We start from the raw sequence: 23977 nt of genomic DNA on the forward strand, positions 1-23977 counted from the left end.
TCACGCGGAGGCCGTCATCGCGCTGGGTGAGGCCGCGCGCAATCTTTTCTCCAACGTGCCGGCCATCGCTCGGATCCCGTCTGCCGCCGCGTGGAAGATCGGCCATATGACGGCACGCGTGGCTGGCTCATATTCCGGCGGACGGGAACGACCGGCGCAGCGGCCTCCTCACTCTTGACGACTGCGCTTAAAGTGCGGAAGCAGGGTCATCTCACCTGCCGACCCGCGCGTCGTTGCGCGGTATGGAGACGCCGCATGTCGTTCAAGAAGCTCCTGATCGCCAATCGCGGCGAGATCGCCATTCGCATCGCACGCGCGGCGGCCGACGCGGGCATCGCGACCGTCGCGATCCATCCAGCGGACGATGCGCTGTCGCTTCATGTGCGCGTTGCGGACGAGGCGGTCGAAGTCCCCGGCCGCGGCGCGCGGGCCTATCTCGACATCGAAGCCGTGGTGAGGGCGGCAAAGAGCGCTGGTTGCGATGCCGTGCATCCCGGCTACGGCTTCCTCAGCGAGAATGCCGCGTTCGCAAAGGCCTGCTCCGACGCAGGTATCACCTTCGTCGGTCCAAAGGCGACGGCGCTCGAGCTGTTCGGCGACAAGGTCGCGGCACGGCAACTGGCGAAACGCTGCGGCGTCCCCATCATCGCCGGCACCAGCGGGCCGTCCGCGCTGGAGGAGATTGCGGCGTTCTTCACCTCTCTCGGCAGCAACGCGGCGATCGTGATCAAGGCGATGGCGGGCGGCGGCGGCCGCGGCATGCGCGTTGTGGAGAACGCGTCCGATCTTTCCGAAGCCTATGCGCGTTGCCAGTCCGAAGCCAAGGCCGCGTTCGGCTTCGACGGCGTCTATGCCGAGCGGCTGATCCGGCAGGCACGCCATATCGAGGTGCAGATCATCGGCGACCGCCATGGCGCGATCTCCCATCTCTGGGAGCGCGAATGCACCATCCAGCGCCGTCACCAGAAGCTGATCGAGGTGGCGCCGAGCCCTTCGCTGAGTGATGCGCTGCGCGGCCGCATCATCGAGGCCGCGAAGCAGCTGGCCGCTGCGGCCTCTTACGACAATCTCGGCACCTTCGAGTTTCTAGTCGACGGCACGGCCGAGGACAGCTTCGCCTTCATCGAGGCCAATCCGCGGCTCCAGGTCGAGCACACCGTCACGGAAGAGGTGCTCGGCCTCGACCTGGTCCGCGCCCAGCTCGCGGTCGCCGCGGGCAGCACGCTGGCTTCGCTCGGTCTTGCGCAGGGATCGATCCCGAAGCCGCGCGGCCATGCCATGCAGCTACGCGTCAACATGGAGACGCTGGATGTGTCCGGCGCCACGCATCCGACAGGCGGCGTGCTCGCATTGTTCGAGCCGCCGTCGGGCCCCGGGGTGCGCGTCGACAGTTTCGGCTATGCCGGCTACAAGACCAGTGCGGCCTTCGACTCGCTGCTGGCCAAGGTCATCGTGCACACGCCGGGCGAGGCCTGGCATGACGTGGTTGCGAAGGCTTCGCGCGCCCTGCGCGAATTCCGGATCGACGGCGTCGTCACCAACATCGCTTTCCTCCAGGCGGTACTCGCGCATCCCGATTTCAGGACCAACCGCATCGCGACCGATTTCATCGATCGCAACATCGCCAGGCTCGTCGATGCCGCCGACGGCGCGGCAAAGCCGCTTTACTTCGCGGCGGCGGAACGCAGTGGCGCGCACGGCGCTGAGACACATGTCGCGCAAGTGGTGCCCGAAGGCGCGGTGATGGTCGCGGCGCCCTTGCAGGGCACCATCGTCACCATCCAGGTGAGGGAAGGCGAGATCGTCCGCCCCGGCCAGCAACTCGCCGTGATCGAATCCATGAAGATGGAGCATCTAGTGATGGCCGAGCAGGGCGGCCGAGTCATGAAGCTCGTTGCCGGCGACGGCGTCACGCTGATGCATGGCGAGCCGATCCTGTATCTGGAGCCGCTCGACATTGCCGCCGATAGCACGGCTTCGGAAGCCGAGATCGATCTCGACCACATCCGTCCCGATCTCGCGGAGCTGATCGCGCGGCAGGCCAATACGCGCGACGAGAACCGTCCGGCCGCCGTCGAGCGCCGCCGCAACACCAACCAGCGCACGGCGCGCGAGAATGTCGCGCAGCTCGTCGACGACGGCTCGTTCATGGAGTATGGCAGCCTCGCGATCGCGGCGCAGCGCCGTCGGCGCAAGCTCGACGACCTCATCAAGAACACGCCCGCCGACGGCCTCGTCATGGGCGTTGCCACGGTGAACGCCGGGCAGTTTGGCCCCGAGGGCGCACGCTGCATCGTCGTGGCCTATGACTACACCGTGCTCGCGGGCACGCAGGGCCACATGAACCACAAGAAGATCGACCGCATGCTGACGCTGGCGGAAGATTGGCGCGTGCCGCTGGTGTTCTATGCCGAAGGGGGCGGCGGGCGGCCGGGCGACACCGACCGGCTCGGCATGACCGGGCTCGACGGGCCGTCCTTCGTGCAGTTCGCAAGGCTCTCAGGCCTCGTGCCGGTGGTTGGCGTGGTCTCCGGCTATTGCTTCGCTGGTAACGCGGCGATGCTCGGCTGCTGCGACGTGATCATCGCCACCAAGAACGCCTCCATCGGCATGGGCGGCCCTGCCATGATCGAAGGCGGCGGCCTCGGCGTCTATCACCCGGCCGAGGTCGGCCCTGCCTCGTTCCAGTCGCCGAACGGCGTCATCGACATCCTGGTCGAGGACGAGGAGGAGGCGACGTCAGTCGCGCAGAAATACCTGTCCTATTTCCAGGGCGCGGTGACGGACTGGGAGGCCGCCGATCAGCGCCTACTGCGCCGCGCCATCCCGGAGAACAGGCTGCGCGTCTACGACATCCGCAGCGTGATCGACCTCGTCGCCGACAAGGACAGCGTGCTGGAGCTGCGCCGTGACTACGGCGTCGGCATGATCACGGCGCTGATCCGCATCGAAGGCAAGCCGTTCGGCCTGATCGCCAACAACCCGCGCCATCTCGGCGGCGCGATCGATGCCGATGCCGGCGACAAGGCCGCGCGCTTCCTCCAGCTCTGCGATGCCTTCGATCTGCCTGTTGTCTCGCTGTGCGATACGCCCGGCTTCATGGTCGGCCCCGAGGCCGAAAAGACCGCGATCGTGCGCCACGTTTCCCGCATGTTCGTGACCGGGGCGAGCCTCACCGTGCCGCTGTTCGGCATCGTGCTGCGCAAGGGCTATGGGCTCGGCGCACAGTCGATGATCGGCGGCGGCTTCCACGCCTCGTTCTTCACCGCGGCCTGGCCGACCGGTGAGTTCGGCGGCATGGGCCTCGAAGGCTATGTTCGCCTCGGCTTCCGCAAGGAGATGGAAGCGATCGCCGACCCCGAGGAGCGCGAGACCTACTATCGCAACAAGGTCGCCGAGCTCTACGCCAACGGCAAGGCGGTTTCGATCGCCTCCGTGTTCGAGATCGACAACGTGATCGACCCCGCCGAAACCCGACGCTGGATCATGGCGGGACTCCGCACGGTGCCGAAGCCGCCGCCGCGGACGGGGAAGAAGCGGCCATGCATCGACACGTGGTGAGGGCGGTGCAGCAAATCGGCCTTGCCTGAGGCAGTCTGTATCCACATCGTCATGCCCGGGCAGAAGCGCGAAGCGCGTCTTCGCGCTAGATGCCCCGGGCATCCACGTTCTTTCGCAATCGCGGCAACGCGTGGGTGACCGAGACAAGCCCGGCCATGACGACGATGCGAGAGTATCGCCTCGCCGGTTCCCGATTGACATCCCCGCCCGTGGTGCCAGACTTTGCACAATAATACAGGGTGGAGACGTCCGCGATGGCCAGCCTTTCGGCCTCGAATCATGTCGCCCGTGTCTTGTCCGTCGCCAACCAGGTCGCGGACCGTTTGGCCGACGTCGACGCCTCTTCGCGGATTGCCAGTTCCTGGCGGCGATGCCTCGTGGATCACAAGCTCGATCCCGCCCGCCGCGGCCCGCCGCAGACGCTCACGGCAGCCGAAATCCGCCATGCCGCCGAGCCGATGGAGGAGATGATCAGGCTCGCAACGCCCGAGCTCGACGATCTCGCCCGTGTGCTGCGCGAGGCCGGTTACTGCGTCAATCTCGCGGATGCGAAAGCGACCATGCTGTTCAGCCGCCTGCCGGGCGAAGCCGATGCAAAGATGTTCCTGGACTGGAAGATCTACACCGGCTCGAACTTCGCCGAGACCTTTGAGGGCACCAACGGGCTCGGCACCGCCCTCGCGGAGCAGAAGCCGATCCTGGTGCATCGCGACGAGCATTTTCGCGCCCAATGGCACATGTTCTCCTGTGCCGTGGCGCCCCTGTTCGACCAGGCCGGCCGGCTCGCCGGTGCGATCAACATCACTTCCTGCCGCGAAGATCTGGAGCGCGCCGCGCATCAGCTCGCACTCGCGGTGACGATCCAGGCGGCCCGGCGGATCGAGAACGCGATCTTCCGTGCTCACTTCCGCAACGCCTGGATCGCCACCGTGCCCGGTGACGGCGGCAGCGTGCTCATTGCCTACGACGATGACCGCCGCGTCGTCGGCGCCTGCCGCTCCGCGCGTGCACTGCTTGGCTTCACCGACGGCATGATCGCCTCCGGGATTGATCTGTCCCGCTACGTCGATTTCGATCGTCAGTCTACCCGTGGCGCGGATGAGGTTGTCGCGCTGCGTCGCGCGGACGGCGGTCCGTCGAGACGGGGGCATGTAGCTCCGCCACTGCGGGCAAGGTCGCCTGCGCCGCGCCGCGATGCGCCGGTCGATCGTTTCGATGCCCTGCACCAACTCGCCGGCCGCGATCCCGGGTTGATCCGAAGCGTGAAGCGGCTCAGGCGCGTCACTGACCACGACCTGCCGGTACTGCTGCATGGCGAGACCGGCGTCGGCAAGGACGTGTTCGCGCGCGCCATTCACGCCGCGAGCAATCGCGCGCGCAACAATTATGTCGCGCTGAATTGCGCGGCCATGCCCGAGAGCCTGATCGACGCCGAGCTGTTCGGCTACGAGGCCGGTGCCTTCACCGGCGCGCGGCGCGACGGCTCGAAGGGCCTGATCGTGCAGGCCGACGGCGGCACGCTGTTCCTCGACGAGATCGGCGACATGCCGATCGGCTTGCAGACGCGGCTCTTGCGCGTCCTGGAGAATCGCGAGGTCTGGCCGCTCGGCGCGCTCAAGCCCGTCGCGGTCGACATCCGCTTGATCAGCGCCACGCATCGCGATCTCGGCCGTATGGCGGAAGAGGGCGCCTTCCGCGCCGATCTCTACTTCCGTCTGCGCGGCATGGAGGTGCGTCTCCCCGCTTTGCGCGAGCGTACCGACCGTGCCGACATCATCCGCCAGATCGCGCGCGAAGAAGCGCCCAATTGTCGCCTGTCGGACGAGGCGTGGTCACAGCTCGCGGCCTATCCGTTCCCCGGCAACATGCGCCAGCTCCGCCACGTGCTGCGGCTCGCCGGCTGCACCGCGGAAGACGATGTCATCGCGGCTGCCGATCTCGATCTACCTCCGTTCGGCGGACGGGCGGCAGAGCCGGACCTCGCGGCGGCCGAGCGCGCCACCATCGTCGAGGCTCTGCGCAAGCACGGCGGCCGCGTGACGGAGGCGGCGCGAGCGCTGAAGCTCAGTCGCGCCACGCTGTATCGGAAGATCAAGCTGCTGAAGATTGCGACGGCATCGTAGGGCGAGACGGGTGAGAGCTCTTTATCTCCGCGAGCGCGAATTGTAGGGTGGGCAAAGGCGCATTGCGCCGTGCCCACCATCTCCAACCGAATGCCGCAGTGCGTGGGCACGCTTCGCTTTGCCCACCCTACGAGACTTGTTTCGATAGGCGGAGAGAGACCCCTTATCCGACAAGGGAGAAGGGAAGAAGTCCCTCACGAAAAATCCGTCCAGCTCAGATGCCGCGCGTCGAGGTCGCCGATCGTCACGCCCTCGCGCATCTCGCGTGGCGTGTGGAAATTGCTGCGCAGGTACACCAGCGGCGTGGCCGCGGCGGAATGCGAGGCGCCGCGGACCTCGCCCACGAAAATCGAATGGGTCGTCGTTTCGAACTCTTTCGCCAGCGTGCAGTCGAAGGCGGCGACCGCGTCGGTCAGGACCGGTGCGCCCGTCACGCCCCGCCTCCATTGACCGAACGCAAAGCGATCGTCGCCGCTGATGCCCTTCTGGCCGCTGAAGGTGAGCGCGAGCACCGCGTGGTCCTCGTGCAGGAAGTTGATGGCAAACGCGCCTTCCTCGCGGATGCGCCCGTGCGCACTGGCGTTGCGGTTGACGCAGACGATCAGCGAGGGCGGCGAGTCGGACAGTGAGCAGGCCGAGGTCACCGTCAGGCCCGTGCGCTTGCCGTGCTCGGCGCCGACCGTCACCAGCGCCACAGCGCCTGCGCATTGGCGCATCGCCTGCTTGAAATCCTTCGCGTCGACCGTCACGCAGAAATCTCCGGAATGATTGCGGGTGCAGCACGATTGCGCCGCACCCGCATTCGGTCAAGCCGCCTTCTTGGCGGAGCCGAGATGCGCAAGGCGCGGCATCACCTCGTTCTTCAGCAGCGCGAGCGAGTGATGCCAGGCTTCCGGCTTGTGCTTGTAATCGAAGCCGAACACGCAAAGCACGCCGAAGCCGCCGACCTCGTCGTAGATCTTCTCGATCTTCTCGGCGACCGTCGCGGGCGAGCCGACGATCCAGTTCCGCTTGGCGCAATATTCGACGGTGACGTCGCTGTCGGGCACGTCGGGGGCGTGCTTCAAATAGTCCTTGAAGCCGAAATGACCGAGCAGAGGCAGGAAGTACTCGCTCATCATGCGCCCCATCATGTCGCCGGTCGAGAGCTTCCAGGCTTCCTCGTCCGTATCGGCGACGAAGACCTCGCGGACCAGGCGCCAGTCCTGCCGGTTCGGCTTGCGCCCGGTCTTGGCGGCGCCGATCTCGACCGAATCCCAGTGGCTGGAGACATAGGCCGGATTGAGGTTGAGGCTCATCGGAATGAAGCCGCGCTCGCCGGCGAGCTTCAGCGTGTCCGAGTTCTTGGAGAGACCGGCGACGCCGATCGGCGGATGCGGAGCTTGCAGCGGCTTGATGTGGGGCTTGAGGAAGTCGAACATCGTGTCGGGCTTCGTCACCGTCCAGAACTTGCCCTTGTGGGTGAAGGGCGCCGGTTCGGTCCATAGCTTGAGAATGATCTCAAGCGCCTCGCGGGTCATGTCGCGGTTCTGTCCGCTCATGCCGTCGACGTTGAACATCGCCCAGTCGCTCGGCAGCCCTGAAGCCGCGACGCCGAAGTTGAGCCGTCCCTCGGAAAGGTGGTCGAGCATCGCGACGCGGTTGGCGAGTTCGGCCGGATGGTGATAGGGCAGCAGGAAGCCGCCCGGCCCGATGCGCAGCTTCTTGGTCTGCATCAAGGCCTGCGCGATCAAGAGATCCGGGGTGGGATTTGGTTCCCAGGGCGCGGTGTGGTGCTCACCGATCCAGGCCTCCTGGTAGCCGAGCTCGTCGAGCCAGCGCAGGACCTGCAGGTCCCAGTCGTGCCCCTCCTTCAGGCCGCACTCCGGCGGATGCGAGGGCATCGTGAAATAGCCGATCTCCATGGGTTTCCTCTCCACAATTGACGCGTCTTGTGCGCGGTTCACGGATGTGAGTAGGACGGTTTCAGCAAGCGGTGTGCCAGCGAAACGGGCGTCCGTTTCTGAGAGAAAAGGCTGGTTTGCCGCGGCATTAGTCGATATCCCGGGGCAAATTTCCGCATCGCCGTCTCATTGTTGCGAGACGGTGTCTTGTCGGTGAGACGAAAACCGGCGATGAGACGAGGATAACGTCGAGATGACCGAGCCCGCCTATGTCGCGGTGGATTGGGGCACCAGCAGCTTCCGGCTCTGGCTGGTTGATCGCGTCGGCGAGGTGCTGGCCGAGCGCCGCAGCGGCGAAGGCATGCTGACGGCCGCTGAAGACGGCTTTCCCGCCGTGCTGCAAGCGCACCTCGCGGCGGTCGAAGCGCCGGATCATCTGCCGGTTCTCGTCTGCGGCATGGCGGGCGCCAGGACTGGCTGGGTCGAGGCCGGCTATGTCGACACGCCGGCGCCGCTTGCGGACGTCCTGAAAAAGGCGGTGCGCGTGCCGGGTGAAGCGCGCGACATTCGCATCCTGCCGGGTATCGCGCAGCGCGATGCAGCGGCCCCGGACGTCATGCGCGGCGAGGAGACGCAGCTGCTCGGCGCGCTCGGCCTCGAGGCCGCCGGCGAGGCGCTGGTCTGCATGCCCGGCACGCATTCGAAATGGGTGCGGATGAAGGACGGTACCGTGGAGCGATTCTCAACCTTCATGACCGGCGAGCTGTTCAGCGTGGTTTCTCGTCAGACGATCCTGTCGCTCGCCGTGGCCGGCGCCGACGAGGCCGAGGATGTTGCAGGCTTCAAGGCGGCGGTGAAGGCCGCATATGACGCGCCGGCCTTCGCCGCCAACCTCCTGTTCACGGCACGCTCGCGCCAGCTGCTGTTCGGCGGCACGCCGACTGCCGCGCGCGAGACGCTGTCGGGCACGTTGATAGGCGCCGAGCTTGCGGCGGGCCTGTCGGGCAACGTGCCGCGAGCCGGTGTGACGCTGATTGCGTCGGGGCGGCTTGCGGTGCTGTATCGGTACGCCTTCGACGCCTTGTCCGTCCTGGTACGGCCGCTCGATGCGGATGAAGCCGTCCGCCGCGGACTGTCCATGGCGGCCGCCGCAATCTGGACGAAGAGGGATTTTTGAGATGAGCGTTGCCTTTCCGCCGATGCAGCGGCCGCTGGTCGCGATCCTGCGCGGTGTCAAGCCGGAGGAAACCGAGGCGATCACCGCCGTCCTGATCGAGGCCGGCATGACCGCGATCGAGATTCCCCTGAACTCGCCCGATCCGTTCCGCTCCATTGCAACCGCCGTGAAGCTGGCGCCATCGGGCGTGCTGATCGGGGCCGGCACGGTGCTGACCACAGCGGATGTCGATCGTCTCGACGATGTCGGCGGCAGGCTGATGGTCTCGCCCAATGTCGACACCGAGGTGCTGGCACGCGCGCATCAGCACGGCATGGTGACGTTGCCCGGCGTGTTCTCCCCGACCGAGGCGCTGCTGGCGGCGCGTGCCGGCGCATCGGGCCTGAAGTTCTTTCCGGCCAGTGTGCTGGGAGCCGCCGGCATCGCCGCGATCCGCGCCGTGCTGCCGGCGGGCGTGATGATCGCCGCCGTCGGCGGCGTCTCCGACCAGAATTTTGCCGAGTACGTCAAGGGCGGGGTGACCGCGTTCGGGCTCGGCTCCAGCCTCTACAAGCCCGGCATGTCGGCTGCCGATGTGGCGGCGCGCGCGAAAGCAACGGTTGCGGCCTACGATCGGGCGATTGCGAAAGGCTGAGACCGTAATAAACTAGCCGTGAACCTGTCATAGCCTATTGTGCCTCATATTGCCGCGATGCTGATGTTGATGCATCGCATATTCTGACTGGCGCAGCAGGAGACCGACATGGCGATCAACAACGTGGCCGATCTGTTCGTGGCAACCCTCGAACAGGCCGGCGTCAAGCGCATCTACGGCATTGTCGGCGACAGCCTGAACGCGCTGACGGAGGCACTGCGCCGCCGCGGCACGATCGAATGGATTCACGTCCGCCATGAGGAGGTCGCGGCGTTCGCGGCCGCCGGCGAAGCCGAGATGACGGGAAGCCTCGCGGTGTGCGCAGGCTCCTGCGGTCCCGGCAATCTGCATCTGATCAACGGCCTGTTCGACGCGCATCGCAGCCGTGTCCCGGTGCTGGCAATCGCGGCGCAGATCCCGTCCGCCGAGATCGGCGGCGGCTATTTCCAGGAGACCCATCCGCAGAATCTGTTCCGTGAATGTAGCCATTATTGCGAGCTGGTTTCGGATGAAAGCCAGCTTCCTTTCGTGCTGGAGAACGCGATTCGTGCGGCCGTGGGCCTGCGTGGCGTCGCGGTCGTGGCCATGCCCGGCGACGTCGCCTTCCGCAGTCCGCCGAAGCGTGCGCTGTCGACGGCGCGCGGCATCCATGTGGCGGCGCCGAAGGTGGTGCCGCAGGCGGACGAGCTGCAGGCGCTGGCCGATCTCCTCAACGGCGCCGAGCGCGTCACCCTGTTCTGCGGCCGCGGCTGCGCCGGCGCGCATGCGCCCCTGATGCAGCTCGCCGAGACGCTGAAGAGCCCGATCGTGCATGCGCTCGGCGGCAAGGAGCACGTCGAATACGACAATCCCTACGACGTCGGCATGACCGGCTTCATCGGCTTCTCCTCGGGTTACGCCGCCATGCACGCCTGCGATACGCTGGTGATGCTCGGCACCGACTTTCCCTACAAGCAGTTCTTCCCGACCGACGCCAAGATCGTGCAGATCGACATCCGACCCGAGAATCTCGGGCGGCGCTGCAAGATCGATCTCGGCCTGGTCGGCGACGTCAAGCTCAGCATCGAGGCGCTGCTGCCGCTGCTCAAGGCGAAGACGCAGCGCAGGCATCTGGACGACGCCGTCGCGCATTACAAGAAGGCGCGCGAAGGGCTGGACTCGCTGGCGAAGGGCACACCTGGCAGCAAGCCGATCCATCCGCAATATCTCGCCAAGGTCATCAGCGACCATGCCTCCGACGACGCGGTCTTCACCGCCGATGTCGGCACGCCGACGGTGTGGGCCGCACGTTATCTCGACATGAACGGCCGCCGCCGCCTGATCGGCTCCTTCGTGCATGGCTCGATGGCCAATGCGATGCCGCAGGCGATCGGGGCGCAAGCGTCGCAGCCCGGCCGCCAAATCATCACGCTCTCCGGCGACGGTGGCTTCACCATGCTGATGGGCGACCTCATCACGTTGACGCAGGAGAAGCTGCCGGTGAAGGTGGTCGTCTTCAACAACGGCGTGCTGGGCTTCGTCGCGCTGGAGATGAAGGCGGCCGGCTTCGTCGACACCAATGTCGACCTGGAGAACCCGGACTTCGCCGCAATGGCGCGTGCGATGGGTATCTTCGCCAAACGCGTCGAGGATCCCGGCGAGCTCCCCGGCGCGATGAAGGAAATACTGGCGCACAATGGGCCGGCGCTGCTCGACGTCGTCACCGCCAAGCAGGAGCTGTCGATGCCGCCGACCATCACGGCCGAGCAGGTCAAGGGTTTCAGCCTCTGGGTCCTGCGTGCCGTGATGAACGGCCGCGGCGACGAGGTGCTGGACCTCGCGAAGTCGAATCTGCTGCCGCGGTAGGAGGTGATGGCATCACGAGTGATGCGATAGCGGCGGTCTGCATATCACATGCGATCGCGCTGGCGGGGAAGCGCTTGGCTATGGTGCTCCCTGGTGAAACTCAATTGCCCCGCTTGACCAGCGGGCATTCGCTGTCGGACAGCGAGGCATAGACGTCGCCGCTCGGGATTTTCTCGAGCACGTTGTAGTACTCCCAGGGCGCCTTGACCTCAGACGGATCCTTGACCTGCACCAGGTAGAAGTCGTGCACGAGCTTACCGTCCTCGCGCAAGGTCGCGCCGCGTGCATAGAAATCGTCGACGGGCGTCGCGCGCATCTTCTCCAGCACCGGATCCGTTGCATCCGTGCCGATGGCGGCGACCGCTTTCAGATAGTGGCTGACGCCGGAATAGACCGCGGCTTGCGGTGCCGTGGGCATGGCGTTGCGAAGCTTGAAGAAGCGCTGGCCGAACGCCCTGCTCTCGTCATCCAGCGCCCAGTACCATGCCGTCAGCGTGGTCAGGCCCTTCGCGATTTTCGGGCCCATGGCATGAACGTCGGTGTCGAACATCAGTTCGGCCACCGGCTTCTGGCTTCCCGTGTTCATGCCGAACTCGTTCCACTGCTTCATCAGGTTGACGAGCTGGTCGCCGGCATTGGCGAAGGCGATCGCCTTCGCGCCCGACGCCTTCGCCTGCAGGATGAACGAGCTGTAGTCCGCGTTGCCGATCGGGTGATACACCGCGCCCAGCGACTTGCCGCCAGCCGCCGCCAGCACGCGCTGCGATTCCAACACCATGTTCTTGCCGAACGCGTAATCGGCCGCGATGAAGAACCAGGTTTCGTAGCCCTGGCTGACCAGGGTGCGGATCGGTCCCGACACCAGATTGTAGGAATCGTGCAACCAGGCCAGACCGGTTCGCGAACACTGCTTGCCCGTCAGCTCGGTGGTCGCCACCGCCGAATAGACCGCGATCTTGTTCTTGTCGCGTGCCAGCGACTGGATCGCCAGCCCCACCGCGGAATTGGACACGTCGGCGACCATGTCGACGCCGTCGACGTCGAACCATTTGCGGACGATGCCGACGCCGATATCGGGCTTGTTCTGGTGGTCGGCGGTCAGAATCTCGACCTTGATCGACGGCGCCAGCTTCTGAAAGTCTTCCGCCGCCATCCTGGCCGCCGCGACGGAGCCCGCTCCCGACAGATCGGACAATGGCCCGGCCTGGTCATTGATGATGCCGATCCGGACCACACCGCCGGAGAGTTCGGCGGCCCGAGCGGCTGGCAAGGATGCGATGAAAGTCCAAACGACGAGAAGGGTAGCGATACGGCCGTGCCAGATCATGCGAACACCTTTCCAATAATGACGCTTGTGGCCTTCCTCCCTGTCGCGAACGAGCTTAAGCCGCCGTCGCTTTTGCCTTGAGTTTCGAAACCGCCTTCTGCACCGCGGCCGCGCGCCTTTGCAGCCAGGGTTCTGCCTCGCGGCGCATGCGGGAAATCAGCTCATCCGGCGCATTCTGCACGGTGATGTCGAACGGCGGCTGGGGCTGATATTCCAGCATCAGCTGCAGGTTTTTCGCGACGTCTTCGCCGCACAGTTCGGCGGCGACCTGGAAGCCGAAATCGATACCGGCGGTGACGCCGCCGCCGGAAATACGGTTGCGGTCGACCACGACGCGTTCATCGACGGCGATTGCGCCGAAGGCGGCGAGCTGGTCGCTCATCAGCCAATGGCAGGCCGACCTGTAGCCGTCGATCAGGCCCGCGGCGCCGAGGACCAGGCAACCGGCGCAAACCGAGGTGATGTAGCGCGCCGATCCGCCCTTGTCGCGAACGAAGGCAATCACCTCGTCATCGTCCATGATGGCGACCTGCCCCGGGCCGCCGCCGATGCAGAACACGTCGAGATCCGGACAATCGGCGAAGGTCGTGGTCGGCAGCAACGGCAGACCGACGTCGCTGACCACGGGCTCGATCCGCTTCCACAGCAGGTGCATGCGAACGTTCGGCAGGCGGGCAAACACCTCGAAGGGGCCGGTGACGTCCAGTTGCGTCATCCCGGGATAGTACAGAATTCCGATCTCGATCCGCTTGCCGGTCATGTGGCCCTCCTGCGTTGGACGGACCGATGTTGACAGCGGAGGCTGTTTGCCGAAATGTCATAATACACGCAATTCCTGCCAAGCCTTCCCTGGCAAAAAGGCGCTGCCGATGGCCCGTTCCGCCGCCCGCCGTGTGGTCTTCGTCCTGTTCGACGATTGCCTGCTGCTCGACTTCGCAGGGCCGCTGCAGGCCTTCGAGCTGGCCTGCGAAACGTTCGAAGCCGGACGCGCGCCCTATGTCTGGCAGATCTGCTCGTTGAAGGGCGGGCCGGTCAAAACCTCGTCCGGCCTGGAGGTCATGACGACCGCCCTCGCCGACTGCGACCGCAAGTCCATCGACACGCTGATGGTCGGTGGCGGTCCCGGCGTCCACCGCGCCGCTGCAGACGCCGCGCTGGTCGATTGGTTTCGCCTGGCGGCGCCGAAGGCAAGGCGCGTCTGCTCGGTCTGCACCGGGACGTTCGTCCTGGCTGCGGCCGGGCTGCTGCACGGGCGGCGCGCGGTCACCCACTGGGGCTCCTGCGACCTGCTTCGCGCAAAACATCCCGACGTGTCGGTTCAGGTCGATCCGGTCTTCGTGCATGATCGCGGCATCTGGACATCCGCCGGCGTGACGGCCGGCATCGATCTGGCGCTCACGCTGCTGGAAGACGATCTCGGCCATCGCGAGGCCATGCGCATCGCGCGCCGCCTCGTCGTCTTCCTCAAGCGGCCCGGCGGGCAGGCGCAATTCAGCGTGCCGCTGTCAATGCAGGCCTCGGAAGATCGGGCGCTCGAGAAGATTTCGAACTGGATGCAGGAAAATCTCGGCCGCGATCTGCGCGTCGAAAGTCTCGCCGAACGAGCTGGCATGAGCCCCCGCACCTTCGCGCGCGTCTTTCGCCAGAAGACCGGCCGCACCCCCGGCAAGGCGGTGGAAGAGCTTCGCGTCGAGGCCGCCCGCCGCGCGCTGGAAGAGTCCGCCGCTCCCATCAAGGAGATCGCCGCGCGCACAGGCTTTCAAAACGAGGAGCATCTGCGCCGCGCGTTCCGCCGCCGCCTCAACGTGCTGCCGCATGACTATCGGATTCGATTCTATCAAGGGGAGAGGCAATGAGCGGAGGGCGGGTTGCCTGAGCTTCGCGCGTTCAGCGAATGGTTGGCTCGTCATATGGCGAATGACGTGATCCCGCCGCGGGTGCGCGCCATTCACAATCACAGCGCGTCCGCAAGGGCGCGCGGCTCGACGAGCAGGCCCTGTCGTTCGTAACGGCGGCGAGTCCTGCTGAAGCGGACGACGACCGCATATCGGGCACTGTTCGCCTTCGCGCGCCGCGTGAGCAGGGCATCGCCGGCCGGCAGAAATTCGAGATCATCGAGGCCAACGCAGTGCAGACAGGCCGGGCCAGGAGGCTCCATCATCAGGAGACCACCGGAGCCGCCGCAGCGATGGCATGTCCACTCCTGGTTCAACGGCTGGATCACCACCAGTTCCGGGGCGCGGCTCGCCTTCTCCGCCAGGCGTTCGCGCTTCGCCTCGGAGAGTTGCGGCGACACCCGATGTGTCCGGTATGACGCCTCGATCCCGGGATCTCCGCTTCGGCTGAAGCGCAACTCCCGGCGTTGCGGCGTACGATTTGCACCTGGGACGTTCTTGATGACGGCCGGCGCAATCATCCCGTTTGAAATTGAAATGCTCGATCCGGTCTGCAGGCTGCTGCCGCAGAACCTCGGCAACAGTAGGCTGAGCCGGATAGTCGACGACAGGCGCTTCGCCGAAGCCGTCTACAAGGTGGCCCTCGCGGGCAGCGTCATGGATCGCATGGGGTATTTTGATGACCGCGGTCGACTCTGACCTCGGAGCTACGGGTTCGCGAAGCGGTGAGCACCCAATGGCAAGAGACGGGCGATCCTGGCATCAGGCTGCGAGGGAACTATCCGGCTTGGGCAGCCCTTGAAATTTGGCATATATCGGCATATGCTTGAGGCCTATGCCTTGGAGATAAACCGTGCCTGACCGTAGACACGTCAGACTATTCCGCAACGGTCGCAATCAGGCGGTTCGCATTCCCGTCGAGTTCGAGTTGCCCGGCGACGAAGCGATCATGCATCGCGACGGCGATCGTCTGGTGATCGAGCCGGTGCGTAAGCGCGGACTGGTCGGCCTGCTCAAAACAATGAAGCCGCTGGACGAGAGTTTTCCTGAAATCGACGATCCCGCGCCCGCGCCGGAGAGCGTGTTTTGACGCGCTACATGCTGGACACGAACATCGTTTCCGACCTGATAAGAAATCCGCAGGGCAAAGTTGCAAGGCGGATCGCCAAACTGGGCGAGGACAAGATCTGTATCAGCATTATCGTGGCGGCCGAACTGCGCTACGGCTGCGCGAAGAGCGGATCGAAGCGACTGCTCAAAGCTGTCGAAGACCTGCTCGGCGAGATAAATGTGCTGCCGTTCGAAGTGCCAGCCGACACCGAATACGGCGGAATTCGCGCCAAACTGGAGGCGGCGGGAAAGCCGATCGGCGGCAACGACCTGCTGATCGCCGCCCATGCTTATGCGACTGGCGCCACGATTGTGACCGCCAATACCAGCGAGTTCAAACGTATCGTCGGCCTGAACGTCGAGAATTGGCTTGCTTAAGAACACTTACGAGCAAACCAACCGAGCTTAGCGGCCTAAACAGACGCGGGTGGAGCAATGAGAGGGCCGATCCCAGGCCCCGAGTTCGCAGTCACATTCTGAATGGCGGCGATTTGGCGCTCCCTAGGGGAATCGAACCCCTGTTTCAGCCTTGAGAGGGCCGCGTCCAAATACCCCCCTCTCGACATCTACCAAACTATACCAACAAGGGCCGGTTTTGACCTGAATCGAGGGCGGAAAGATGGGAAGGGCTTCTGATATACCCCCCTCATCTACTATACCAATTTTAGAATGATCGAAGCGGTTCGGCGCCTGGTCGAGGCTTACCGCCGTAGTTCAGAAGCGCGGCTGCATCGCAATCTCTGGATCGGCCTCGACGTAATCGAAGGTCCAGAGGCTGAGATTGCTGTCGGAGCAGCGGAGCGGTTCGGCGATCGTGTAGATCCGACGGCGGCGGAAGGCGGGCGGGCTTTGCTGAAAGAGCTCGCTCTTCGGAACGCCGACGTTCATGAAGTACGGCCGATCGAGATAGCGTTCGGGCCGGTTGGTCCAGGCCGGCACTTCGCCGAGATCCCACCGCCTCGCGAGGTGCTCTCCCGCGGCCCCGAGCAGCGCGTTCAGCACTGGATTGGGTGCGAGATCCGGCTCGTCCTCGATGCGGCGCCGCCGGCTTTCAGGGTCGGGGTCGGTGTGAAATTCAACGAGAAACCGGGCCAGTGCATGTTCGTAGGGATGACCTTGACGAACATCGTCGAGGATTTCAGCCAACGAGCCGGGCGGAATGTCATCGACGATGCTACCGCCCAGCCGACGCACCTTCTGAAGCCCGGTAATGGCTGTTTGTCTCGCCTCGAACTCTCTCATCTGACGACCTGCGATCGAATGTGTTCGATCAGCAGTTTGAATCGCCACCGTGCAAAAGGCCAGCGCGAGCAATTCCCGTGAACATCAAGGCCACTTCGGATTGTTGATATGGCCGATGTCGTGGTCGTCGGCGCCCCAGTCGCGCACATGCACGCTGCCGTCGGCTAACACTTCCATGACCTTGTTGACCAGATCGTCGTTCATGGCGGCGTAGGCGTCGAGCGCTTTCTCGAAAAGGGCGGCGTGGTGCTGTCCGCGGTTGTTCGGCGCTTGCGGGATCAAGATGACCAGGCCGGGATGGATCTCGATCGCGGCGTGCTGCTTCAGGAAATCGCGACGGTTCAGGGTCACGACGATGTAATCGTTGTCCACCGCAAAAGGCACCAGATTCCAGTCCTGCCAGCCCGCCTTGCCGATGTGCGGCACGTAGTCAGCGTCGTAGCCCCGAGCCTTGGCGATGGCGACGAGGTCGGCGTTCAGGCATTCGTCGATCAGAAAGCGATCCATCAGTGCTGGGGCGCCGGCGCGTCCATGGACCTCCACCCGGGGCCGTAGGTGGTCTCGGCCCAGCGCGCGACTGCGTCGATCCCGTCCACCGGAAGGCTGGGGTAGTCGCGGAAGATCTCTTCCGGCGAGCAGTCCGCCCGCAGGTAGCTCAGGATCGTCTCTGCCAAGATACGTGTGCCGCGAACGACGGGGTCCCCGCTCATCACCGTCGGGTCGCTAACGACCTCCGTCATCACTGCCGCACTTCGTCTCGGCGCAGCCATCACCGTCTCCATCGCGAAATCGCTCGTTCCATCAATATCGGCCGCATCCCGGCCGGGCGCAACGGCACCGGTCCGCCTGTCCAAATTAACCATGTGGAACAAGATCCTCGACTCTCGGCCTTGTATTTGGCAGTTTATACTACCAGATGTTCATTTCCAATAAGGGAATAAACCGCCGTGCATACCGCGATGAGCCGAGAACAGCGTCGATTGGTCGAGACCATGCGCTCGACCGTGAGCGATTACGGCGACGTGCTGCGCTCTCGGGACGCGTACGCGGGCGGCATGCAGTGGCTGACGGTGAAAGGCCGCGAATACCTGACGCGGTACCGCTACGACCCTGTTTCCGGAGACAAGAAGGCCGTTTCGCTCGGCCGTCGGACCCCTGAGACCGAGAAGATCCACGACGCGTTCATGAAGGAGCGCGCCGAGCTCGACGGCCGGATCGCCCAGCTCAGGCCTGCCATGGCCGAACAGGCAAGGATGGCCAAAGCTCTCAGGCTGTCGCGCGCTCCTTCCGAGGTTGGCGGCGTGTTGCGGGCGATCGGCACGTCGGACCTGATCGACCACGTGACGCTGGTCGGCGAGGCTGCGGTCTACGCCTACGAAAACGAGATGACATCCCAGTTGCCCCGCGAGGTTCTGCCGGACGAGGGTCTCGACCTTCTGGTCGCCGGTGTGCGCGCGGTGGACTCGATCGACGAGCTCGTCGCGGTGCTGCGGCGGGCCAAGATCCCGGTCCGTCCGGGCCGCGCCCGGGGGCGGGACGCCGCCGAACTGCGGACCGAGGAGAACCTGACGATCCGGCTGTTCACGTCGTCCTCGATCGATCGGATGGTGGACGACTACGAAAGCTATTCCGCCGGCCAGGCGCCGCGATGGGCTGCCGAGCAGACGCCGATCCGCTCGGTGGTGATCGACCGGTCTGGACGGGCCGCCTCCGTCTCGGTGCTGGAGCCGCGGGCCTGGGCGATCCTGCGCTGTGTCGTGCTCGATATGGACGAGATGTCGGTGGGCCGCCGCGAGACTTCGACCGAACTCATCTCGACGACCGCGCGCATGATCCAGGACCGTTGGCCGGAGCCGTTTTCCGAGGAAATCTACGGCTTCGGGCCGTTACGTGATGCTCTCGAGGGAGAGGAGTTTCCGCCCCCGCCAAGACTGTAGCGGCATCTCTATTCCAAGGATTCGTTTACCGCCACCTCAGGATGTGGCGGGCGCTTAGGTATTGTTCAGAGTCGGTGCGTTTATGTTGTCGGCAGTTCAGAGTTCATCAGGAGCGGAGCGGCCCTTGTCGTTCCGTACAGCCCGTCACATGGCTCGAAATGCCACAGTGCGGTGCCCCACGGCGCCGCAGCCGCTTTATCACGTCACCGTTCCAATGCCCGTGGAAGGCATGGAAGGCTGGACGGCACGCGTGCTTTGTCTGCAGCATCCCGGCGGCGAGATCGAGGTTTTCCGCCCGCTGCTGAAATACTTCAAAGCGCACCCGACCCGGTCCAGTTCGTGGCAAGACACTGCCGCGCAGGCCATCGGGCTCCTTTGGGACTACAGCGTCGCGACCCGGGAAACTCGACCGAACCGCGGCGCGCGGGACCTGTTCCGCGATTTCGCGCTATCGCTGGCGAAAGGCACCATCGCGACCGACTGCACCGATCCCACCGGACTGTACTGGCCTTCGACGCCGTACGCGCGTTGCAAAGGGCTCATCAAGGCCATCGAGAAGTTCGCCGGCTGGTGCGACTACGAAGCCGGCAGCGGATCGCCGCTCGCTCCGGACTACGTCCCGCTGATCCCGCAGACGGGCGAGCACGTGGCTGCCATGATCCGTTGGAGCCGGCTGCGCGAGGGATCGATGCTGAAGCACATCGCTCACGCTCCGCGCTCGCAGCCGAAGAGCATCGTCGAGCACGGGCGCGAGCCCGCCGGACGAAGCGCCGAGCCGGTCAAGTTCTTCCCGCCGGAGCATGCCGCCCGCCTGATCTGGGAGGGCTACAAGATCCCCGGGGCCGAGCTCGAGGCGAACGTCTTCCATCGCTACAACGTGCGCAACATGATGATCGCGCTCCTCGACGGGTGGGGCGGCCTCCGCCGCTCCGAGGGGCTGCATCTCTGGGTTCAGGACGTCGTCGAGGATCCCAACAACCTGGACCACGCGCTGGTCGTGCTCAACCATCCCGCGGAGTCCAAGGTCGAATTCACCGATCCGATCAGCCTCCGGGTCGAGACCATGACGCGGCGCGAATTCCTGAAGCGGCAGTATGGGTTGCTGCCGCGCAACGACGTTACGCGGGGCGGTTTCCACGCCGGTTGGAAGGGAATGGACCTCGATCCGCGGTACCAGTCCTGCGTCTTCTGGATCGACCCCGACGCCGGCAGGCTGTTCTGGGCGCTCTACTGGGGCTACCTCAACTACGTGCGCACGCCCATCATGGCGGAGCGGATCAAAGCCGGCGGCGGCGACCATCCGTTCCTGTTTGTCTCCATCAAGGGCGATGAGAACGGCGAGGGGTCAGCTTTCCCCGGAGAACCGTACTCGGAAGGCGCGTACGAACGCAGCCACGCGGCTGCGGTCGAGCGTATCGGTCTCGAACACAAGAAATACGCAGGCACCACGACGCATGCGCTGCGCCACCTGTACGGCCAGACGCTCGAAGCGCAGGGGCTCCCTCCGCAGGTCATCAAGAAGGGACTCCATCATCGCAACTACTTGTCGCAGGTGCCCTACACCGTGCCGGACAACAACAAGATCAGCCAGAAGCTTCGGGAGGCCCAGGACAAGATACTGAAAGGAGAAATCCGCGCGGTTGCGCCGCTCGCGAGCTCCACTGCCGAGGCGCTGCTCAAGATCCGCGAGTTCATGTCGGGAGGTCCCTTTGGCTGACAGCGATTTGACCTTCATGACGAACGAGCTGATCGAGGGGCGCTACTTCAATTCGAGCGAGGACCGATTCGCGCTCATTCCGAGCCGGGCCGACGAGCCCCTCGAATTGCAGCAGATCGTGGAAGCTCACATCCGCAAACACGCGGAAACCGACGATCTCGACACCAAGAACGAGGTCGTTTCCGAACTCATGGACCTGCATCGTCAGGGCCTCATCCTGTGGCCGCTGGGCGCGCTGTGGGGCCGGTCAGCCATGGGCGAAGTAAATGAGCAGCGCTTCGCGCGCAGCGTCCTCGACCATGATCCGGGCCTCTATGACGTCAGGAACGTCATCCTGGAAACGAAGCACTTCCAGGAATCGAAGTGGTCCGAGAAAGAGAAGGCCAATCGCAGCTTCGTGTTCTGGAAATTTGCCGCGGCCTTGCACTTTGCCGGCGAGGGCATCGACGGCATCGAGATGATCCAGGAAGTTCACCTGGTCAAGATGGCCGAAGCTTTCAGGGTCGACGGTGGCTGGAAATCGTGGGTGCCGTCTGCCACCCGGAAGCATTTGCGCTACCTCGCAGGCTTGCTCGGCGACCTTCGCGGCGATCCGCTGTTTGCAGTCGCAGTTCGGCAGGACCTGCGCAAGTCCAAGGCGGCGGCGCGGCTGACCGACATCCTACGCCACGCACCACACCTGAAGTGGATCGAGGAGCAGTTCGAACTCTGGATCGACCAGCAGAACGTGCTCACCAAGGACAACTACAGGGACGGCCTGCGGCTGCTTTTGACCTACCTGGCTGGGCTGCCCTCGGAGCCTGCGCGCGACCATCTGGAGCTTCTTTCCGAGCCGGTGCTGCGCCCGCTCCTCGAGTACGCGAAGAAGTGGTCGGCGGCGTCCGCGCGCATCAATGCGGTGGCCAAGATCCATCACTTCTGCAGGTATCTTTCCGACGAAATTGCCGCGAACGGCGGCAAGAAGATTGAACTTGGTTTCCGTGAGGCCGACCTCGACCGTTTCAAGTCGAGCCAGGCGGTTAAGGGCCCGAGTTCGGCGCATAGCGACGTCCGGGCCCGTCCCATGCCGCCCCGCTACCACCAGATGCTGAAGGAGATCATCCGGGAGCAGGACTTCAAGTGGGCGAAGGAGTTCACGCGGCAAGAAAAACGCGTCCACTGGATAACCTGGTTCAACCCCGAAAAGGGCACCACCGAACCCGTGTTCTGCGAGGTTCTACCTCGCATGCTGCTCGTCCATCTCGATCTGCCGCTACGCAACGTGCAGGTTCGCCGCCTCGACAGCGGCGAAGGCGACTCCCGCGCGTGGGACCCCGCAACTGGTCGCTGGAAGGCGGCGACCGGCCCGCATGCGGGCTATTGGGAAGGCGTCGGGGCAAAGAATCCTCGCCGCGGCGTCTTCCGGGAAATCCAGACCCTGACCGGGCAGATCACCGGCTTCTGGGTCAACAGCAACAAGACCCAGGACGGCGGCGGCCTGTTCGGCGAGAACAGCGGGTACGAAATCCCGTGGCAGCACGAAGAGGCGCTACGCAACCTCGCCGAGATGCGCGCCTGGCAGGAAAAGTATAATCCCGTCGAGGGGCCGCTGGAGCACGAGAATCTGCCTTCCAACGCCTTTGACGACGACCCGTCGCAATTGGTCAAGACCATGCTGCCGGCGCGCTTCTACCTCTTCCGCTACCCGGACAACTCCGGACCGCGCGGCAACGAGGCGCCGGTAGGCTACAAGCTTTTCTATCAGTTCTTCCACGATGCGCTGGCGGAGCTCGAGCGCCGCCTGAAGGAGGAAGATCCGGACTTTCCGGTCAACATCATCACCAAGTGGGAGGGCGATTCTCCGAAGGCCGCCATCTTCACCATCCACGGCATGCGCTCGGCGAATCTGACCTCGCTGTACATGGCGGGGGTGCCGATCGAGATCTTGAGCAAGGTCGTCGCCGGACACGCGACCATCCTGATGACGCTGAAGTACACCAAGTTCGAGCCGGTGCACGTCAACGAGATCCTGACCAAGGCCCGCATGCAGGCGCTCGCGACCGCGCGGGACGAATTCCCGGACCTGCTCAAGAGCGCTTCGCTCGAGCAGGCCATGCAGATGACGGCCCGACTGACCGAGGACGGCGTCCGGCAGATGAAGGGCCCCTACGACGAAGCCAGCATCTGGGCGAGGCTCGACATCGGCATCTGTCCGAACGGGGGCACTCAGTGCCATGTCGGCGGTCCGGTCGTGGTCCAGCGCAACGACAAGGGCAAGAACAGGTCTAAATACGCCCGCGTGCCCGGCGGGGACCGCAATTGCGTGCGCTGCCGGTTCTTCGTGACCGGCCTGCCGTTCCTCATCCCGCTCTGGTCTCACGCCAACGCGATCTTCGCCAAGATCGACCGCGTCGCGAAGAAGATGGACGCCTGCCAGAAGGAGACCGAGAAGCTTAAGGTCGAGTGCAAGCGGCTGAACGCCGCCGGCGAGCAGGCCCCGCGCAGCATGCGGCAGCGGATCCGGCAGCTTGAAGAGGCCTGGATGACCGATGCGGTCATGCGCGATCAGGCGCTGGCGGATGCCGAGGCGACGATGCTCCTGATCGAGAAGATCCGGGTGATCGACGGTGCCTCCGCCGACGGTGACAGCAAGCTGCCCATGTTGCTCGCCGACGACATGTCGCCTGAGGTCGTCGGACGGGAATCGACCAGGTTCGAGCTCGTCGACGCGGTGGTCCAGGCCTCCCGCTGGTTTCCCTCGATCGCCGACGACGGTCTCGAGATGGAGCGAGATAGCTCCCTCGACAAGATACTCTATCGGAATGGTTACGCTCCCATCACCCTCTCCTCCCTGAGCGATGCGGAGCGCCGGCGGGCGGCGGATGCTCTTGCTGCCCTAATCCTCGTCGAACTGCAGGCAACGGAGGCGCAGAACCTGATCGACGGCAGGAAGAGCCTTGCCGACTACGGCGGCTTACGGGAGCGGCTGGAGGCCGTCGCCCAAAAGGCGATCGGACGCCCCATCGAACGACTGGCGCTGCCGCGCCCGGGAACGCCGGCCACCATCGACGCAACGGCAGAGGAAGCCACGTGACGCGTTCCATCCTCCCCGAACTGCTCCGCGACCTGGAGCTCTACCTCGACCGCCAGGCTATCGAGTGGCAGCGGCAGCCCGAGCACGACCGCGTGCCCACCCTGCCTGCCAACCCTGACAGCAAGGTCAACGTGCGCGCCATCATCCTGGCGCTCGGCCGTGCGCAGTCGCAGGAGCAGCATCTCTTCAACAAGCCCGAGCTCAAATCGGCCATCAACGCTGTGGCCATCGAGCAGGGGCTGAAGCCGATCGGATCGCGGAGCGATGTTGAGAAAGCCATCGCCGACCGGATGCGAAGGACGGAAGCTAGGTCGAACGAACTGGCCAAGACGGTCGCGGAGCAGGCTTCCGTCATCGAGAAGCAGCGCCGCACCATCGACGGTTTGCGTGAGCAGATCAGGATCTTCGAGGAGACCGGTCAGGTGCTCAGGACCGCACCGGTGCGCACATGAG

Annotated in this window: 21 protein-coding genes and 1 tRNA gene; 13 read left to right on the forward strand and 9 right to left on the reverse strand. The window is 64.8% G+C overall.

Annotation, left to right across the window (positions count from 1 at the left end; translation table 11 throughout):
* Window positions 1-255: 255 nt before the first annotated feature.
* Window positions 256-3561 carry an acetyl-CoA carboxylase family protein gene (locus AC3WLX_RS29585; RefSeq protein WP_492338644.1) on the forward strand — a complete coding sequence of 1102 codons (3306 nt, stop codon included), beginning with the start codon at window positions 256-258 and terminating at the stop codon, window positions 3559-3561.
* 254 nt (window positions 3562-3815) lie between these two features.
* Window positions 3816-5684: a sigma-54-dependent Fis family transcriptional regulator gene (locus tag AC3WLX_RS29590; protein WP_492338645.1), complete on the forward strand. Its 1869-nt coding sequence runs from the start codon at window positions 3816-3818 to the stop codon at window positions 5682-5684.
* Between the two features lie 194 nt (window positions 5685-5878).
* Here AC3WLX_RS29590 and AC3WLX_RS29595 read toward each other — a convergent pair whose 3' ends face one another.
* Together AC3WLX_RS29595 and AC3WLX_RS29600 are read right to left on the reverse strand one after the other, a co-directional pair.
* A complete protein-coding gene (locus AC3WLX_RS29595) occupies window positions 5879-6433 on the reverse strand; it encodes a flavin reductase family protein (protein ID WP_492338646.1) in 555 nt (184 codons plus the stop codon).
* Between the two features lie 57 nt (window positions 6434-6490).
* On the reverse strand, window positions 6491-7588 hold the full coding sequence (locus AC3WLX_RS29600) for an LLM class flavin-dependent oxidoreductase (protein WP_291627495.1): 1098 nt from the start codon (window positions 7586-7588) through the stop codon (window positions 6491-6493).
* Between the two features lie 232 nt (window positions 7589-7820).
* Here AC3WLX_RS29600 and AC3WLX_RS29605 point away from each other — a divergent pair, with 232 nt between their 5' ends.
* The 3 genes from AC3WLX_RS29605 (at window position 7821) to poxB (ending at window position 11223) form a co-directional block, all read left to right on the forward strand.
* Window positions 7821-8744, forward strand: coding sequence for a 2-dehydro-3-deoxygalactonokinase (locus AC3WLX_RS29605; protein WP_492338647.1), 924 nt, complete (start codon window positions 7821-7823; stop codon window positions 8742-8744).
* A gap of 1 nt (window position 8745) precedes the next feature.
* On the forward strand, window positions 8746-9378 hold the full coding sequence (locus AC3WLX_RS29610) for a 2-dehydro-3-deoxy-6-phosphogalactonate aldolase (protein WP_492338648.1): 633 nt from the start codon (window positions 8746-8748) through the stop codon (window positions 9376-9378).
* 108 nt (window positions 9379-9486) lie between these two features.
* On the forward strand, window positions 9487-11223 hold the full coding sequence (gene poxB / locus AC3WLX_RS29615) for a ubiquinone-dependent pyruvate dehydrogenase (RefSeq protein WP_492338649.1): 1737 nt from the start codon (window positions 9487-9489) through the stop codon (window positions 11221-11223).
* 100 nt (window positions 11224-11323) lie between these two features.
* Here poxB and AC3WLX_RS29620 read toward each other — a convergent pair whose 3' ends face one another.
* Both AC3WLX_RS29620 and AC3WLX_RS29625 read right to left on the reverse strand, forming a co-directional pair.
* Window positions 11324-12550 carry an ABC transporter substrate-binding protein gene (locus AC3WLX_RS29620; protein WP_492338650.1) on the reverse strand — a complete coding sequence of 409 codons (1227 nt, stop codon included), beginning with the start codon at window positions 12548-12550 and terminating at the stop codon, window positions 11324-11326.
* Between the two features lie 55 nt (window positions 12551-12605).
* On the reverse strand, window positions 12606-13310 hold the full coding sequence (locus tag AC3WLX_RS29625) for a DJ-1/PfpI family protein (RefSeq protein WP_492338651.1): 705 nt from the start codon (window positions 13308-13310) through the stop codon (window positions 12606-12608).
* Between the two features lie 109 nt (window positions 13311-13419).
* Here AC3WLX_RS29625 and AC3WLX_RS29630 point away from each other — a divergent pair, with 109 nt between their 5' ends.
* Entirely contained in the window at window positions 13420-14406 is a 987-nt protein-coding gene (locus tag AC3WLX_RS29630; RefSeq protein WP_492338652.1) for a GlxA family transcriptional regulator, read from the forward strand.
* 98 nt (window positions 14407-14504) lie between these two features.
* Here AC3WLX_RS29630 and AC3WLX_RS29635 read toward each other — a convergent pair whose 3' ends face one another.
* A complete protein-coding gene (locus AC3WLX_RS29635) occupies window positions 14505-14846 on the reverse strand; it encodes a hypothetical protein (RefSeq protein ID WP_291630858.1) in 342 nt (113 codons plus the stop codon).
* Between the two features lie 100 nt (window positions 14847-14946).
* Here AC3WLX_RS29635 and AC3WLX_RS29640 point away from each other — a divergent pair, with 100 nt between their 5' ends.
* From AC3WLX_RS29640 to AC3WLX_RS29650, 3 genes are all read left to right on the forward strand, one after another.
* Window positions 14947-15144, forward strand: a complete 198-nt coding sequence (locus AC3WLX_RS29640) for a hypothetical protein (protein WP_291630860.1) — start codon at window positions 14947-14949, stop codon at window positions 15142-15144.
* Between the two features lie 154 nt (window positions 15145-15298).
* Entirely contained in the window at window positions 15299-15535 is a 237-nt protein-coding gene (locus tag AC3WLX_RS29645) for an antitoxin (RefSeq protein WP_492338653.1), read from the forward strand.
* Between the two features lie 8 nt (window positions 15536-15543).
* Window positions 15544-15933 (forward strand): type II toxin-antitoxin system VapC family toxin, encoded by a 390-nt coding sequence (locus tag AC3WLX_RS29650; protein ID WP_291630864.1) that lies wholly within the window; start codon window positions 15544-15546, stop codon window positions 15931-15933.
* A 114-nt stretch (window positions 15934-16047) separates the two neighbouring features.
* Here the strand turns inward: AC3WLX_RS29650 and AC3WLX_RS29655 are convergent.
* The 4 genes from AC3WLX_RS29655 to AC3WLX_RS29670 form a co-directional block, all read right to left on the reverse strand.
* Window positions 16048-16138: transfer RNA gene (locus AC3WLX_RS29655), tRNA-Glu, on the reverse strand.
* 131 nt (window positions 16139-16269) lie between these two features.
* A complete protein-coding gene (locus AC3WLX_RS29660) occupies window positions 16270-16869 on the reverse strand; it encodes a hypothetical protein (RefSeq protein ID WP_492338654.1) in 600 nt (199 codons plus the stop codon).
* A 12-nt stretch (window positions 16870-16881) separates the two neighbouring features.
* On the reverse strand, window positions 16882-17304 hold the full coding sequence (locus AC3WLX_RS29665) for a DUF5615 family PIN-like protein (RefSeq protein WP_431201374.1): 423 nt from the start codon (window positions 17302-17304) through the stop codon (window positions 16882-16884).
* Complete coding sequence (locus AC3WLX_RS29670) at window positions 17304-17660, reverse strand: DUF433 domain-containing protein (RefSeq protein ID WP_431206511.1); 357 nt, start codon at window positions 17658-17660, stop codon at window positions 17304-17306. The genes AC3WLX_RS29665 and AC3WLX_RS29670 overlap by 1 nt, the downstream gene beginning before the upstream one ends.
* A 96-nt stretch (window positions 17661-17756) precedes the next feature.
* On the opposite strand from AC3WLX_RS29670, the gene AC3WLX_RS29675 reads away from it, so the two are divergent.
* From AC3WLX_RS29675 to AC3WLX_RS29690, 4 genes are all read left to right on the forward strand, one after another.
* Window positions 17757-18734: a GSU2403 family nucleotidyltransferase fold protein gene (locus AC3WLX_RS29675; RefSeq protein WP_492338655.1), complete on the forward strand. Its 978-nt coding sequence runs from the start codon at window positions 17757-17759 to the stop codon at window positions 18732-18734.
* 166 nt (window positions 18735-18900) lie between these two features.
* The gene (locus tag AC3WLX_RS29680; RefSeq protein WP_492338656.1) at window positions 18901-20451 is read left to right on the forward strand and encodes a hypothetical protein; all 1551 of its coding nucleotides are present in this window, start codon (window positions 18901-18903) and stop codon (window positions 20449-20451) included.
* Window positions 20444-23524 (forward strand): VPA1269 family protein, encoded by a 3081-nt coding sequence (locus AC3WLX_RS29685; protein WP_492338657.1) that lies wholly within the window; start codon window positions 20444-20446, stop codon window positions 23522-23524. The genes AC3WLX_RS29680 and AC3WLX_RS29685 overlap by 8 nt, the downstream gene beginning before the upstream one ends.
* The gene (locus AC3WLX_RS29690; RefSeq protein WP_492338658.1) at window positions 23521-23976 is read left to right on the forward strand and encodes a hypothetical protein; all 456 of its coding nucleotides are present in this window, start codon (window positions 23521-23523) and stop codon (window positions 23974-23976) included. The genes AC3WLX_RS29685 and AC3WLX_RS29690 overlap by 4 nt, the downstream gene beginning before the upstream one ends.
* The last annotated feature ends 1 nt before the right edge of the window (window position 23977 follow it).

Source organism: Bradyrhizobium sp. FW305-F6 (assembly GCF_058782905.1).

What these genes read in the sequence shown, in the direction of transcription:
- AC3WLX_RS29585 (WP_492338644.1), top strand. Translation starts at nt 256, where the DNA reads ATGTCGTTCAAGAAGCTCCTGATCGCCAATCGCGGCGAGATCGCCATT.
- AC3WLX_RS29590 (WP_492338645.1), top strand. Translation starts at nt 3,816, where the DNA reads ATGGCCAGCCTTTCGGCCTCGAATCATGTCGCCCGTGTCTTGTCCGTC.
- AC3WLX_RS29600 (WP_291627495.1), bottom strand. Translation starts at nt 7,588, where the DNA reads ATGGAGATCGGCTATTTCACGATGCCCTCGCATCCGCCGGAGTGCGGC.
- AC3WLX_RS29605 (WP_492338647.1), top strand. Translation starts at nt 7,821, where the DNA reads ATGACCGAGCCCGCCTATGTCGCGGTGGATTGGGGCACCAGCAGCTTC.
- AC3WLX_RS29610 (WP_492338648.1), top strand. Translation starts at nt 8,746, where the DNA reads ATGAGCGTTGCCTTTCCGCCGATGCAGCGGCCGCTGGTCGCGATCCTG.
- poxB (WP_492338649.1), top strand. Translation starts at nt 9,487, where the DNA reads ATGGCGATCAACAACGTGGCCGATCTGTTCGTGGCAACCCTCGAACAG.
- AC3WLX_RS29620 (WP_492338650.1), bottom strand. Translation starts at nt 12,550, where the DNA reads ATGATCTGGCACGGCCGTATCGCTACCCTTCTCGTCGTTTGGACTTTC.
- AC3WLX_RS29625 (WP_492338651.1), bottom strand. Translation starts at nt 13,310, where the DNA reads ATGACCGGCAAGCGGATCGAGATCGGAATTCTGTACTATCCCGGGATG.
- AC3WLX_RS29630 (WP_492338652.1), top strand. Translation starts at nt 13,420, where the DNA reads ATGGCCCGTTCCGCCGCCCGCCGTGTGGTCTTCGTCCTGTTCGACGAT.
- AC3WLX_RS29640 (WP_291630860.1), top strand. Translation starts at nt 14,947, where the DNA reads ATGACGGCCGGCGCAATCATCCCGTTTGAAATTGAAATGCTCGATCCG.
- AC3WLX_RS29650 (WP_291630864.1), top strand. Translation starts at nt 15,544, where the DNA reads ATGCTGGACACGAACATCGTTTCCGACCTGATAAGAAATCCGCAGGGC.
- AC3WLX_RS29665 (WP_431201374.1), bottom strand. Translation starts at nt 17,304, where the DNA reads ATGGATCGCTTTCTGATCGACGAATGCCTGAACGCCGACCTCGTCGCC.
- AC3WLX_RS29670 (WP_431206511.1), bottom strand. Translation starts at nt 17,660, where the DNA reads ATGGTTAATTTGGACAGGCGGACCGGTGCCGTTGCGCCCGGCCGGGAT.
- AC3WLX_RS29675 (WP_492338655.1), top strand. Translation starts at nt 17,757, where the DNA reads ATGAGCCGAGAACAGCGTCGATTGGTCGAGACCATGCGCTCGACCGTG.